This window comes from Pseudomonas sp. MWU16-30322, from assembly GCF_020515535.1.
Lineage (GTDB): Bacteria > Pseudomonadota > Gammaproteobacteria > Pseudomonadales > Pseudomonadaceae > Aquipseudomonas > Aquipseudomonas fluorescens_H.
This window is the reverse complement of record NZ_JAIWYL010000013.1, coordinates 188074-201542: the sequence shown is the minus strand read 5'-3', so window position 1 is coordinate 201542 and position 13469 is coordinate 188074. Positions and strand designations below refer to the sequence as shown.

Annotated in this window: 9 protein-coding genes; 6 read left to right on the top strand and 3 right to left on the bottom strand. The window is 61.5% G+C overall.

Going from position 1 to position 13469, the window contains the following annotated elements; translation table 11 throughout:
• Positions 1–2700 (bottom strand): retention module-containing protein (locus LCH64_RS25195; RefSeq protein WP_226501617.1); only part of this gene is annotated, 2700 nt, incomplete at its 3' end.
• 531 nt (positions 2701–3231) lie between these two features.
• On the opposite strand from LCH64_RS25195, the gene LCH64_RS25190 reads away from it, so the two are divergent.
• From LCH64_RS25190 to LCH64_RS25180, 3 genes are all read left to right on the top strand, one after another.
• Complete coding sequence (locus LCH64_RS25190; protein WP_226501616.1) at positions 3232–4596, top strand: TolC family outer membrane protein; 1365 nt, start codon at positions 3232–3234, stop codon at positions 4594–4596.
• 157 nt (positions 4597–4753) lie between these two features.
• The gene (locus tag LCH64_RS25185; protein WP_226501615.1) at positions 4754–6916 is read left to right on the top strand and encodes a type I secretion system permease/ATPase; all 2163 of its coding nucleotides are present in this window, start codon (positions 4754–4756) and stop codon (positions 6914–6916) included.
• 173 nt (positions 6917–7089) lie between these two features.
• Positions 7090–8448 carry an HlyD family type I secretion periplasmic adaptor subunit gene (locus LCH64_RS25180; protein WP_003222719.1) on the top strand — a complete coding sequence of 453 codons (1359 nt, stop codon included), beginning with the start codon at positions 7090–7092 and terminating at the stop codon, positions 8446–8448.
• A 120-nt stretch (positions 8449–8568) separates the two neighbouring features.
• Here LCH64_RS25180 and LCH64_RS25175 read toward each other — a convergent pair whose 3' ends face one another.
• Together LCH64_RS25175 and LCH64_RS25170 are read right to left on the bottom strand one after the other, a co-directional pair.
• A complete protein-coding gene (locus LCH64_RS25175) occupies positions 8569–9162 on the bottom strand; it encodes a DTW domain-containing protein (protein WP_226501614.1) in 594 nt (197 codons plus the stop codon).
• Between the two features lie 5 nt (positions 9163–9167).
• Positions 9168–10061, bottom strand: coding sequence for a LysR family transcriptional regulator (locus LCH64_RS25170; protein ID WP_007956593.1), 894 nt, complete (start codon positions 10059–10061; stop codon positions 9168–9170).
• Between the two features lie 383 nt (positions 10062–10444).
• Here LCH64_RS25170 and speB point away from each other — a divergent pair, with 383 nt between their 5' ends.
• From speB to LCH64_RS25155, 3 genes are read left to right on the top strand one after another with little or no spacing between them, the layout of a single operon-like run.
• The gene (gene speB, locus LCH64_RS25165) at positions 10445–11395 is read left to right on the top strand and encodes an agmatinase (RefSeq protein WP_003222717.1); all 951 of its coding nucleotides are present in this window, start codon (positions 10445–10447) and stop codon (positions 11393–11395) included.
• A gap of 10 nt (positions 11396–11405) precedes the next feature.
• Positions 11406–11828 (top strand): nuclear transport factor 2 family protein, encoded by a 423-nt coding sequence (locus LCH64_RS25160; protein WP_003222716.1) that lies wholly within the window; start codon positions 11406–11408, stop codon positions 11826–11828.
• 55 nt (positions 11829–11883) lie between these two features.
• The gene (locus tag LCH64_RS25155) at positions 11884–13392 is read left to right on the top strand and encodes a cytosine permease (RefSeq protein ID WP_226501613.1); all 1509 of its coding nucleotides are present in this window, start codon (positions 11884–11886) and stop codon (positions 13390–13392) included.
• Positions 13393–13469 lie beyond the last annotated feature (77 nt).

Genomic DNA, 13469 nt, shown 5'->3' with positions numbered 1-13469 from the left:
ATTCTCGGTGCCGTTGCCGCCGCCGTGGAGGTTTTTGAAGTCGGCGTCGGTAGTGTTCAGCGTGTAGGTGTAAGTGCCGTCGGTGTGCAGTTCGAGGGTGCCGTAGGTGCCGGTGAACGTGCCGGCGGTGACTGGGCCGGTGGGTACGCGGTCGGCGCCTTGCACGTCGTTGTTCAGGACGTTGCCGGTCAGAGTCAGATTGGTTTCCGAGGCAGTGTTTGCGTTGCTGTCGTTCACCGCTTTAGGCAGATCGTCGATCACGTTGACGTCGAGGGTCGCGTTGGCGGTGGTGCCGTTGTCGTCCACCACGGTGACGGCGAACTGTTCCGGCAGGTTGTTCGCACCGTTGCCGGTTGGGTGGGCGTCGTTGTGGTCGAGGGTGTAGCTGTAACTGACCACGCCTGTCGTTGCGTTGAAACCGGTGATGGTCAGTGTGCTGCCCAGTGGCGTGGTGACCGACTGCGGGAAGCCTGCGGCCACGCCGTTGGTGACCACGGCGATACCACCGACGGTCAGCGTGGTGACGCCGTCCAGAGCGGTGATGGTGAAGGTGCCGCTTTGTGTCAGCGCGTTGGCATCCGGAGTGCTACCGGTGCTGAGGTTTTTTTCGTAAACCGTCAGCTCGCCGCCGTTCACGTCGAGGCCACTGATGACCACGGGATCGTCGTTGTTGTGGATCTGCAAAACGAGATTGGCGGTACTGGTATCGCCGTCAGAATCAGTGATGGTGTAGGTGAAGGTTTCGGTGCCATTGCCGCCACCGTGCAGGTTTTTGAAGTCGGCGTCGGTGGTGTTCAGCGTGTAAGTGTAGGTGCCGTCGGTGTGCAGTTCCAGGGTGCCGTAGGTGCCGGTGAACGTGCCGGCGGTGACTGGACCGGTGGGTACGCGGTCGGCGCCTTGCACGTCGTTGGTCAGGACGTTGCCGGTGAGGGTCAGATTGGTTTCTGACGCAGTGTTGGCGTTGGAATCATTCACCGCTTTAGGCACGTCGTCGACCACATTAACGTCGAGGGTCGCATTGGCGGTGGTGCCGTTGTCGTCCACCACCGTTACGGCAAATTGCTCAGGCAAGGTATTGGCGCCGTTGCCCGTCGGATGCGCGTCATTGTGATCGAGGGTGTAGCTGTAACTGACCACGCCGGTCGTTGCGTTGAAACCGGTGATGGTCAGTGTGCTGCCCAGTGGCGTGGTAACCGATTGCGGGAAGCCTGCGGCCACACCGTTGGTAACGACGGCGATGCTGCCCACCGTCAGCGTGGTGACACCGTCGAGCGCCGTGATGGTGAACGTGCCGCTCTGGGTCAGCGCACTGGAATCCGGCTCGCTGCCAGTGCCGAGGTTTTTTTCATAAACCGTCAGCTCGCCACCTTCAACGTTCAACCCGTTAATCACCACCGGATCGTCGTTGTTGTGAATCTGCAAAACCAGATTCGCAGTGCTGGTATCGCCGTCCGAGTCGGTGATGGTGTAGGTGAAAGTCTCGGTGCCATTGCCGCCACCGTGCAGCGCTTTGAAGTCTGCGTCGCTGGTGTTGAGGGTGTAGGTGTACGTGCCATTGGCATTCAACACCAGCGTGCCGAAAGTGCCGGTGAAAGTGCCGGCAGTGACTGGCCCGGTGGGCACGCGGTCGGCACCTTGCACGTCGTTGGTCAGGACGTTGCCGGTCAGGGTCAGCAGGGTTTCCGAGGCAGTGTTGGCATTGCTGTCATTCGCCGCTTTGGGCACGTCGTCGATGATGTTGACGTCGAGCGAGCCGGTCGCGCTGTCGCCATTGCTGTCACCCGCCGTCACGGTGAAATGCTCGCTCAGGCTGTTGGCGCCGCCACCGGCCGGATGGGCGTCATTGCCATTGAGGGTGTAGCTGTAACTGACCACGCCGGTGCTCGCGTTGTAACCGGTGATGGTCAGGGTGTTGCCCAACTGGGTGGTGATCGACTGCGGAAAACCGACGGCCACGCCACCGCTGATCACATTGATGCCGCCGATGTTCAGGCTGCTCAGACCGTCCGGGGCGCTCACGGTAAAGCTGCCGCTTTGAATCAGCGCAGCGGGGTTGGCGGCAGAGCCGTCGGGCAGATTGGCTTCGTTGACGGTCAGTTCACCGCCCGGCACCGACAGGCCACTGAGCGTCACCGGATTATTCACCGCTGGCGGCACCACTGGCGTCGGAGTGTTGTCGCCGTTGTTATCGACGATGTAGTGCCGTTCCAGGGGAAACTCGGGAATCCCGTTGAAACCGGCGGTGGGGAAACCAATTCGCGGATCGACGCGTCCGCCGACTTCCGTCAGCAACACAAAACTGTGGCCACCACCCAGTTCCCCCGGTACACCCGTTGGCGCATTCGGCCCGGCAGCAGTCGCTTCGGCGGCTTTGGTCGGGTCTTCACCGGCGGCGATGGCTTTCTGGATTTGCTCAACGTCGGTCAATTGCGCTTCGGTCGGGGTCACCGCTTCTGGCGAATCGACATGCGGCGCCTGATTGGCCAGCAATTGACCGGACATGACCATGCTGCTGTCGCGACCCAGGGTCAACTCGTGGCCATTTTGCAGATGAACGGCGACGGCACCTTCTGCCCCGGTGATCACTTGATCGCCGGCAAACAGGCGATCGCCCTCGACCAGGGCGCGGCGAGTGCCGTCGGTGCCCTGCGCAAAAACCTGACCAATGACTTTTGTGACGATCCCGATGAGCGTTGCCATGTGAATTTCCTCCGCTGCCGACCACCGTCGGCACTGGTTCGCGAAGCAGCCCATGGCTCAATCGGGTTGCCGGGGTGACGCTCACACCTCGGCAGTTCGTTTCGCAGGTAGCGCAAAAAAGGAAACTTCAGTGCGATCAAGCACTTAAAACTCCTGATCAATGCAGCAAACCCACTAACGCTACGTAACGGTGGTGAATCACCCGAGTGACAAAAAAATGTCGCTCATCTGCCGCTACGCGTCCCTCCCCTTCAGCATTACTTCGCCGTATGTCGCAAAGTGAATGGAACTTTCCTCAAGCCTTTCCGTGCACCCTGATGCGCGGAAAACAAAGGCTTTCGTCCTGAACAATGTCCCGGATTTGTCGCAGCGCATAAGTTTTTTTTGGCATAACCCTTATGAAAATTTTTTCTTAGCTACGCTTCAGGATGTTCTTAGCTCTGTTGTTACAAGAGTGAAACGCTTAAACCTTAAAATATCGTCAAATATTTGGCGACAGTAACACACCATCAGGACCAGGGAGATGCACCCATGCGCGTTTTAACCCCCCTCTGCAGCGCGGTTTTGCTGGCCATGGCTTGCACTTCCCAAGCTCAGGCCATGAACCTGACCGACGCGATACAAAGCACCATCGCCACCCACCCTGAGCTCGCCTCGCGCGTGGACGCCAAACTGTCTGCTGACGAGCAGGTGAAAGTGGCCAAGGGCGGCTTTTATCCGTCCGTGGATTTGAACGCTGCTTACGGTCGCGGCTACAGCGACAACACCAATACGCGGGCCTTGACACCCAGCGGTCACAACACCGAAATCCTCAACTACACCCAGTCCGAATTACGCTTGCGGCAGATGTTGTTCGACGGTTTCAACACCGCCAACGAGGTCGAGCGCACCAAGGGCGTGTCCAACTCGCGCGCCTATTACGCGCAAGGCACCGCCCAGGATCTGGCCCTGCGCACCATTGAGGTCTACCTCGAAGTGCTCAAGCGCCGCGAACTGGTGACCCTGGCCAAGAACAACCTGCAAGCGCACTTGCGCGTCAACGATCAGATCGGCCTGCGCACCCAGCGCGGTATCGGCAGCACCGCCGACTCCGATCAGTCGGTTGCCCGTAAAGCGTTGGCGGAGAACAACCTCGACACCGCCGAAGTCGATCTGGCCGACGCCGAATCGAACTTCTACGCCGTGGTCGGGCGCATGCCCGATGAACTGGAAACGCCGCCCTCGACCCGCGGTGAAATCCCCACCAGCCTGCCGGAAGCCCAGCAGAGCATGGTCGAGAACAACCCGTATCTGAAATCCGCCCAGGCTGACGTGCAGTCGGCCGAGAGCCAGTACGAAGTCGCCAAGTCGCCGTTCTATCCGCGTTTCGATGCAGAGGCGGCGGTGGGCGCGAACAACAACGTGCAAGGTGATGAAGGCCACGACAACGAATGGCGCGTGGGCGTGATCATGAACTACAACCTGTTCCGTGGCGGCAGCGACAAAGCCCGGCTGGCGTCCGATGCGCACCAGATCAATCAGGCAATGGACATTCGCAACAACGCCCTGCGGCAGTTGAACGAGAACATCCACCTGGCGTGGAACGCCATGGTCAACGCGAAGAAACAGACCCCGACCGCCCGTGAATACGCCGAGACCACCAAGCGTGTGCGCGCGGCGTATCAGGATCAGTTCGGCCTCGGCCAACGCACCCTGCTCGACTTGCTCGACAGTGAAAACGAGCTCTACAACGCCAACCGCCGCTACACCGAAATCCGCTACACCGAGGAATATTCGATGTACCGCGTGCTGGCGAACATGGGCCAGTTGCTGAGCAAGCAACGGGTGGTGCTGCCGGCCGATGCGATTGCGGCGACCGAAGTCAAAAACGAAGCGCGCCTGCCCGAGCTGAAGTAAGTCCCACGATCCATTGTGGCGAGGGAGCTTGCTCCCGCTGGGTTGCGCAGCGACCCCAAAAACGTTCAACGATGAAGATTTTGTGAGTGCTGCGCACTCAAGCGGGAGCAAGCTCCCTCGCCACAAGGTTGGACCAGTCATTACAGGGGCGATCAATATGACTAGCATGGCCGAAGGCGGTAACACCGGGATCGATCCGCGGCTGAGCTTCGATGACCCGTTACTCGACGGTCTGTTGATCCTCTGCAAACTGCATGGCGCGACGGTGAGTCGCGCCAGTCTGAGCGCCGGGCTGCCCCTGAACAAGCAACGCCTGAGCCTGGATCTGCTGCCCCGCGCAGCCGCCCGGGCCGGTTTGCAGGCGCGTCTGTTGCGCCGCGAACTGAAAGATATTTCTGCGCTGAATCTGCCGATCCTGTTGCTGCTCAAGGATGGGCGCACCGCCGTATTGCGGCGTTTGGGCGATGACGGCAAAGCGCTGATCCTGCCCAGCGAAGCCGATGGCGGCGAGCAATGGGTCGAGCGCGAAGAACTCGCCGAACACTACAGCGGCCAGGCCTTGTTCGCCCGTCCGCGCCACGAACTCGAAGACTTGCGCTCACCGCTGGTGCCGCGGGTCCACGCCTGGTTTCGCGACACCCTCAAGCTGTCGAAATGGCTGTACAGCGATGCGATCCTCGCCAGTTTCCTGATCAACCTTTTAGGTCTGATGGTGCCGCTGTTCGTGATGCAGACCTACGACCGCGTGGTGCCGAATCAGGCCACCTCGACCCTATGGGTGTTGGCGATCGGCCTGCTGATCGGTACCGGCTTCGAGCTGGTGCTGCGGGTGGTGCGCGCGCACCTGCTGGACACCGCCGGCAAGAAAACCGATGTGATCCTTTCTGCGACGTTGTTCGAGCGCATCACCGGCATGGCGATGAAGGCGCGGCCGGCAACCATCGGCGGTTTCGCCCAGAGCATTCATGACTTTCAGGGCCTGCGCGAATTCCTCACCGCCGTGACCCTGACCAGCCTGATCGACCTGCCCTTCGTGGTGTTGATGCTGGTGGTGATCGGTCTGCTCGGTGGCTGGCTGGTGGTGATTCCGCTGCTGGCGTTTCCGATCACGATCATCTTCGCCATGGTGATTCAGGCGCGCCTGCGCGACACCGTGCAAAAGAGTCTGAGCCTGGGTGCGGAACGGCAGGCGCTGCTGATCGAAACCCTCGGTGGTCTGGAAACCCTCAAGGCCTGCGGCGCCGAAAGCGAGCGCCAGCACAAATGGGAAAGCACCCACGGCGCCCTCACCCGCCTCGACAGCCATGCGCGCAATCTTTCGGCGCTGGCGACCAACGGCACGCTGTTCATCCAGCAGTTCTCGGGGATGGCGACGATTGTTGCCGGGGTCTACAGCATCATCGCCGGCAACCTCAGCGTCGGCGCGCTGGTGGCCAGCTACATGCTCGGCAGCCGCGTACTCGCGCCGCTGGGGCAGATCGCCGGGCTGATCACCCGCTACCAGCAAGCGCAACTGACCATGAAAAGCACCGATGCGCTGATGGGCCTGCCGCAGGAACGCGACGGCAAGCAGCGGCCACTGGAACGCACGCAGCTGCAAGGTGCGCTGGACGTCAGCGGCGTGACCTTTCACTACAACGGCCAGAACGCACCGGCGCTGAGCAACGTCAGCTTCAGCATGAAACCCGGCGAGCGGATCGGCATCATCGGCCGCAGCGGCTCGGGCAAAAGCACCCTGGCGCGGCTGGTGATGGGCTTCTATGAACCCGAGGAAGGCCAGTTGCTGCTCGACGGCCTCGACCTGCGGCAACTGGATGTCGCCGACCTGCGCCAGCAGATCGGTTATGTCGCCCACGACCTGCCGCTTTTGGCCGGCAGCCTGCGCGACAACCTGACCCTCGGCGCCCGCTACATCAGCGATTCACGCATGCTCGAAGTCGCCGAGCTGACCGGCGTCACCGAACTGGCCCGCCAGCATCCACAAGGGTTCGACCGGCCAGTGGGCGAGCGCGGCCAGCTACTTTCCGGCGGCCAGCGTCAGGCCGTTTTACTCGCACGGGCATTGCTGCTCGACCCACCGATCATGCTGCTCGACGAACCCACCAGCGCCATGGACAACAGCAGCGAAGACCTGCTGCGCCAGAAGCTGCACGGCTGGGTGCAAGGCAAGACCCTGCTGCTGGTCACCCACCGCACCTCGATGCTGAGCCTGGTGGACCGGTTGCTGGTGCTGGACAACGGCCGGGTCGTCGCCGACGGCCCGAAAGAAGCGGTCATCGATGCACTGCGCAAGGGCCGCGTCGGCTCGGCGGCGGTTTAGTCGATGCAACACAAACCTGTGGCCACCTACTGTCTGTGGCGAGGGAGCTTGCTCCCGCTTGGGTGCGCAGCGCCCACAAGATTTTTGGGGCTGCTTCGCAACCCAGCGGGAGCAAGCTCCCTCGCCACAGGTTCGCGTTGGCTTGGTTTCTCTTGATTGAGGGGTATCGCCGCATGTCAGCTTCATCTTCGAAAGAGCGCGGCTACTTCAACAGTTTCGGCAAAAGCGCCGAAGCCGAGTTCATGCCGGAAACCGCTGGCGCGGCGCTGCAGGATTCGCCGCGCTGGTCGCGGATCACCGTGTGGCTGGCGGCGGCGCTGCTGATCAGTGCGCTGGTCTGGGCCAAGTTCGCCGTGCTTGAAGAAGTGACCATGGGCGAAGGCAAGGCGATTCCGTCAAGCAAGGTCCAGGTGATCCAGAACCTGGAGGGCGGGATCGTCACCGAGATTTTTGTTCGTGAAGGGCAGATGGTGAACAAGGGCGACAAGCTGTTGCGCCTGGATGACACGCGCTTCCTGTCGAACAAAGGTGAGAGCGAGGCCGACCGTTACGCGCTGACCGCGCAAGTCGAGCGCCTCTCCGCCGAAGCCGAGGGCCGTCCGTTCAAACTGTCTGACGAGGTGATCGCCAAGGCGCCACAGGTCGCCGAAGACGAGCGCGCGCTGTACGATCAGCGCCAGCGCCGACTGGCCAGCGAACAACGCACCCTTACCGAACAGCTGCGGCAGAAGACTCAGGAACTGGCGGAGTTTCGTTCCAAGCAAGGTCAGTACAGTTCCAGCCTGGCGCTATTGCAGCAAGAGATGAACATGTCGGCGCCGCTGGTCGGCACTGGCGCGGTGTCGCCGGTGGAGATCCTGCGGCTCAAGCGCAGCGCGGTAGAGATTCGCGGTTCGCTGAATGCGACGACCCTGGCAATCCCTCGGGCGGAATCGGCAATCAACGAGATCAAGAGCAAGATCGACGAATCGGAACAGACATTCCGCTCCGACGCCGCCAAGGACCTCAATCAGAAACGCACCGACCTGTCGAAAATCACTGCGTCGAGCATCGCCATCGACGACCGGGTCAGCCGCACCACCGTGACTTCGCCAGTACACGGGGTGATCAAGCAACTCAAAGTCAACACCATCGGCGGCGTGGTGCAACCGGGCAGCGACATGGTGGAAATCGTACCGCTGGAAGACAACCTGTTGATCGAGGCCAAGGTGCGTCCGCAAGACGTCGCGTTCCTGCACCCGGGCCAGAAGGCCATGGTCAAGTTCAGCGCTTATGACTACACGATCTACGGCGGGCTGAGCGCAAAACTCGAACTGATCGGCGCCGACACCATCACCGATGACAAGGGCAACAGCTTCTACCTGATTCAGGTGCGCACCGATAAAAACCACTTGGGCGGGGATGTTAAACCGCTGCTGATCATCCCGGGGATGGTGGCGACGGTGGACATTATTACCGGGGAGAAAAGTGTGCTGGATTATCTGCTTAAACCGGTGCTCAAAGCCCGGACTGAGGCGATGCGTGAGCGGTAGGCATTGTTGAGAGTTGCGGTGATTGATCGGACGCCTTCGCGAGCAAGCCCGCTCCCACAGTTGGGATGCATTCCCCTGTGGGAGCGGGCTTGCTCGCGAAGAGGCCCGCACCAACACCCATTATTTTGAATGATTGCGCTGAAAAACTTCCTCCCCCATCGCCGCAATCTGCCCCTCGATCAACGCCTCGAACGGTTTGAGCAACGGCGCAAACGTGGTCGGCGCTTCAAGGGTTTCCAGCGCCTGCACAATCGCCTCAATCGTCGACAACGCCCCCGGCCCCGGTGCCTTGCGCAACCGATAGCGCGACACCCCGCCCGCGGCCAGCGTCACCCGTGGCAACGCCGCCAGCAACGGATTGAGGTGGAGCATCTTGCGCGCCTTGCGCCAGGTGCCATCCGGCACCACCAGCAACAACGGTTCAGCGGATTCGCGATAAGCCTGCATCGGCTGCGCATCGTCGGCGGGAAACAACAACCGCGCCTGATACCCCGGCCGGTTGAGCAGCGCGGGTAAATCCTCGAACACCTCACCGACGATCAGCTCGGCATTGGTCAAACCCAACGCCGCCAATCGCGCGGTGTTGAGCGCGTGATTGACCTCGCTCGGATGCTGCAACAGCAACACCCGGGTGCGGCTATCGAGGCTCGGGATCAGCGGGCACAGGCAATGGGTTTGTGGGCGCAGGCAGCGCGGGCATTGGGGTCTGGACATCGTTCTTAAGCCTGATTGAGCTGTGCTTTGAGCAGATCACGGAACGTCTGGATCAGCGGCTCGCGGCTGCGGCCCCGGCGCATGATCATCGAGAACGGCGCCTGATAACCGAAAGTCGCCGGCAGTAACACGCGCAAGTCGCCCTTGTCGGCCCAGGCCTGAGCGTAGTGCTCCGGCAGGTAACCGATGTAGGCACCGGACAGCACCAGAATCAGCTGCGCTTCCATACTTTCCACGGTCGCCGCGCTGTGCTTGAAACCGTGGCGCGCCAGCTCCGCCTGACTCCAGTAACCACGACCGACCATGCGCTGCTGAGTGATGACCTGCTCGGGAATCCGCCGCTCGTTGAACAGCGGATGCCGACTGCTGCAATACAGCCAGTGCTGTTCGCGGTACAGCGGCATGTACACCAGACCGCTCATGCGCGTGGAGAAGGCACCGATGGCCAGATCGAGGCGGTTGTCCTGCACGCCGAGTTGCAGTTCGTAAGGGCTCATCACCGACAGGTGCAAATGCACCGCCGGGTGTTCCTGGCTGTAGGCGCCGATGGCTTCGGCGAACGGCAAGGCCTTGTCGCTGACCGTGGAATCGATCACCCCGAGATTCAGCGTGCCACGCAGTTCGCCCTTGAGCGCGGCGGCGTATTGCTCAAAGCCTTCGAGCTCGGCCAGCAGGCGCAGGGTTTCCTGATGGAACAGCTCACCCTTGCTGGTCAGGCTGAACCCACCCCGCCCGCGATGGCACAGCACCAGACCGAGCGCGGCTTCGAGCTGGCTCATGTAGGTGCTGATCGCCGAGGTCGACAGGTTGAGTTCCTGCTGCGCGTTGGCAAAGCCCTGATGCCGGACCACGCTGACGAAGATGCGCAATAGTTTCAGGTCGGGTAAAGCGTTGGCCATCAAGTACTCCACAAACAAGGATCACAGGTGCGTAGAACGCTGCACCCCACCACATCCCTTGTGGCGAGGGAGCTTGCTCCCGCTCGGCTGCGAAGCAGTCGCAAACCCGGCAAATACAGTTGATCAGGTGTACCGAGTCGTGGGGTTTTGGGTCGGCTTCGCCGCCCAGCGGGAGCAAGCTCCCTTGCCACAGGGCCATTAATACATGGCCAAAGAGTCTATCCCGGGCCTCAGCATTAGTTTAGAAAAATCTGAACTAAGTTTTTGCCCGTAGCGATTCTTCCCCCGCACTACATTTCGCAGAATCGGCCCCACAGCGGCGTCCGAACCTGTGTTCAACGGTGCGCCGACATAAATAAAACAAAGACGATGAGGCCCTACCCGTGGACAAGATTCTTCACCAACCACTGGGCGGCAACGAAATGCCGCGCTTCGGCGGCATCGCCACCATGCTCCGACTCCCCCATGTACCGACCGCTGCCGGCCTGGACGCTGCCTTCGTTGGCGTGCCCCTGGACATCGGTACTTCGCTGCGCCCCGGCACTCGCTTCGGGCCGCGCGACATCCGCACCGAATCGGTGATGATCCGCCCGTACAACATGGCCACCGGCGCCGCGCCGTTCGACTCGCTGTCGGTCGCCGACATCGGTGACGTGGCGATCAACACCTTCAACCTGCTCGACGCCGTGCGCATCATCGAAGAAGCCTACGACAACATCCTCGAGCACAACGTGATCCCGATGACCCTGGGTGGCGACCACACCATCACCCTGCCGATCCTGCGGGCGATTCACAAGAAGCACGGCAAGGTCGGCCTGGTGCACATCGATGCCCACGCTGACGTCAACGATCACATGTTCGGCGAGAAAATCGCCCACGGCACAACCTTCCGTCGCGCCGTCGAAGAAGGTCTGCTGGACTGCGACCGCGTGGTGCAGATTGGTCTTCGCGCGCAGGGCTACACCGCTGACGACTTCAACTGGAGCCGCGATCAGGGTTTCCGCGTGGTGCAGGCCGAAGAGTGCTGGCACAAGTCGCTGGCACCGCTGATGGCTGAAGTGCGCGAGAAAGTCGGCGGCGGTCCGGTGTACCTGAGCTTCGACATCGACGGCATCGACCCGGCCTGGGCGCCTGGCACCGGCACCCCGGAAATCGGGGGTCTGACGACCATTCAGGCGATTGAAATCGTTCGCGGCTGTCAGGGCCTCGACCTGATCGGCTGCGATCTGGTAGAAGTCTCGCCCGCTTACGACACCACCGGCAACACCTCGCTGCTGGCCGCCAACCTGCTGTACGAAATGCTCTGCGTACTGCCTGGCGTGGTCCACCGCTGAGGGCTCGGCCATGAACGAACGTGATCAGGTGTTGAAAGCGGCTGCCGATCTGGTGTCCGCCTTCGCTCGTAACGATCGCGAAGCTTATTTCGGCGCGTTCAGCGCCGATGCAAGTTTCGTGTTTTACACCCTCGAACAGCCGCTGCTGTCGCGCGATGCCTATCAGGCGTTGTGGGACAGCTGGCGCGCCGAGGATGGCTTCGAAGTGTTGTCGTGCACTTCGAGCAACGCTTTCGTCAGCCTGCAAGGTGACGTGGCGGTGTTTGTCCATGACGTGGCCACCGAGCTGCGCATGCAAGGGGAGCAACATTTCAGCCAGGAGCGCGAGACGATTGTTTTCAAGAAACAAGCGTCGAGCCTAGAACAACAAGGCCATTGGCTGGCCTGCCATGAACATTTGTCCGCAATGCCGGAAGGGCTGCCACCCCCTTAGCCAAAACAGGTGACGCTCACGCACGATGAGCGCGCCTTTATGATCGGAGCTGATCATGAATAACAACAACAAAGCCAACGACCAAAGCCTTACGCAAATTGAAACCCACGGGGTCGAACAGATCCCGGACCACGAACGTACCGCAGGCCCGACGGACTTGTTCCGGATGATCTTCGGTGGTTCGAACACCTTTGCCACCGCCGTGCTCGGCAGTTTCCCGGTGCTGTTCGGCCTGTCGTTTCAGGCCGGCGTCTGGGCAATTGTGGCGGGCGTGCTGCTCGGCTCGCTGATCCTCGCACCGATGGGCCTGTTCGGCCCGATCAACGGCACCAACAATGCCGTGTCCTCCGGGGCGCACTTCGGCGTGCACGGGCGGATCGTCGGTTCGTTCCTGTCGCTGTTGACCGCTATCGCGTTTTTCTCGCTCTCGGTGTGGAGTTCGGGGGATGCGTTGATCGGTGGGGCGAAACGCCTGATCGGTCTGCCGGAAACCGACCTGACCCTGGGCCTGGCCTACGGCCTGTTCGCGATTCTGGTGCTGACCGTGTGCATCTACGGCTTCCGCTTTTTGCTGTGGGTGAACAAGATCGCGGTGTGGAGCGCCAGCCTGTTGTTCCTGCTGGGCATCTTCGCCTTCGCCGGTCCTTTCGATGTGAACTACGCCGGCACCGTGAACCTCGGTCAACCGGGCTTCTGGGCGGCGTTCATCGGCGCGGCGCTGGTCGCGATGAGCAACCCGATTTCCTTCGGTGCGTTCCTCGGCGACTGGTCGCGCTACATCCCGCGTGACACCTCCAAGCAACGGATCATGGCCGCGGTGGTGCTGTCGCAGATCGCCACGTTCATCCCGTTCCTGTTCGGCCTGAGCACCGCGACCATCGTCGCGATCAAGGCGCCGGACTACATCGCGGCGAACAACTATGTCGGTGGTTTGCTGGCGGTGTCGCCGAGCTGGTTCTTCCTGCCGGTGTGCCTGATTGCGGTGATCGGCGGCATGTCCACCGGCACCACCTCGCTGTATGGCACCGGGCTTGACATGTCCAGCGTATTCCCGCGGGTGCTGTCACGAGTGAAAGCGACGCTGCTGATCGGCGTGCTGTCGATTGCCTTCATCTTCATCGGCCGCTTTGCCGCGAACCTGGTGCAGAGCGTGTCGACCTTCGCCGTGCTGATCATCACCTGCACTACCCCGTGGATGGTGATCATGATCATCGGCCTGCTGGTGCGTCGCGGCTTCTACTGCCCGGATGACCTGCAAGTGTTCACTCGCGGCGAGCAAGGCGGACGCTACTGGTTCAACCACGGCTGGAACTGGCGTGGTCTGGGCGCGTGGATCCCGAGCGCGGCGGTCGGTTTGTGCTTCGTCAATTTGCCGGGGCAGTTCGTCGGCCCGTTGGGTGAAATGGCCGGCGGCATCGACATCAGTTTGCCGGTGACCCTGGGGCTGGCTTCGGTGGTGTACCTGACGCTGCTGAGCCTGTTCCCGGAACCGCGCGAAGTGTTCGGGCCGCAGGATGCGCGCAGCCAAGGCGTAGCAAAACCTGAACTGCGTCAGGCCGCCTGACGCAAAACCCCTGTGGGAGCGGGCTTGTTCGCGAAAGCGTCGGCACATTCAACAGTGATGTGACTGACAGATCGCAT

What these genes read in the sequence shown, in the direction of transcription:
- LCH64_RS25190 (WP_226501616.1), top strand. Translation starts at nt 3,232, where the DNA reads ATGCGCGTTTTAACCCCCCTCTGCAGCGCGGTTTTGCTGGCCATGGCT.
- LCH64_RS25185 (WP_226501615.1), top strand. Translation starts at nt 4,754, where the DNA reads ATGACTAGCATGGCCGAAGGCGGTAACACCGGGATCGATCCGCGGCTG.
- LCH64_RS25180 (WP_003222719.1), top strand. Translation starts at nt 7,090, where the DNA reads ATGTCAGCTTCATCTTCGAAAGAGCGCGGCTACTTCAACAGTTTCGGC.
- LCH64_RS25175 (WP_226501614.1), bottom strand. Translation starts at nt 9,162, where the DNA reads ATGTCCAGACCCCAATGCCCGCGCTGCCTGCGCCCACAAACCCATTGC.
- LCH64_RS25170 (WP_007956593.1), bottom strand. Translation starts at nt 10,061, where the DNA reads ATGGCCAACGCTTTACCCGACCTGAAACTATTGCGCATCTTCGTCAGC.
- LCH64_RS25160 (WP_003222716.1), top strand. Translation starts at nt 11,406, where the DNA reads ATGAACGAACGTGATCAGGTGTTGAAAGCGGCTGCCGATCTGGTGTCC.
- LCH64_RS25155 (WP_226501613.1), top strand. Translation starts at nt 11,884, where the DNA reads ATGAATAACAACAACAAAGCCAACGACCAAAGCCTTACGCAAATTGAA.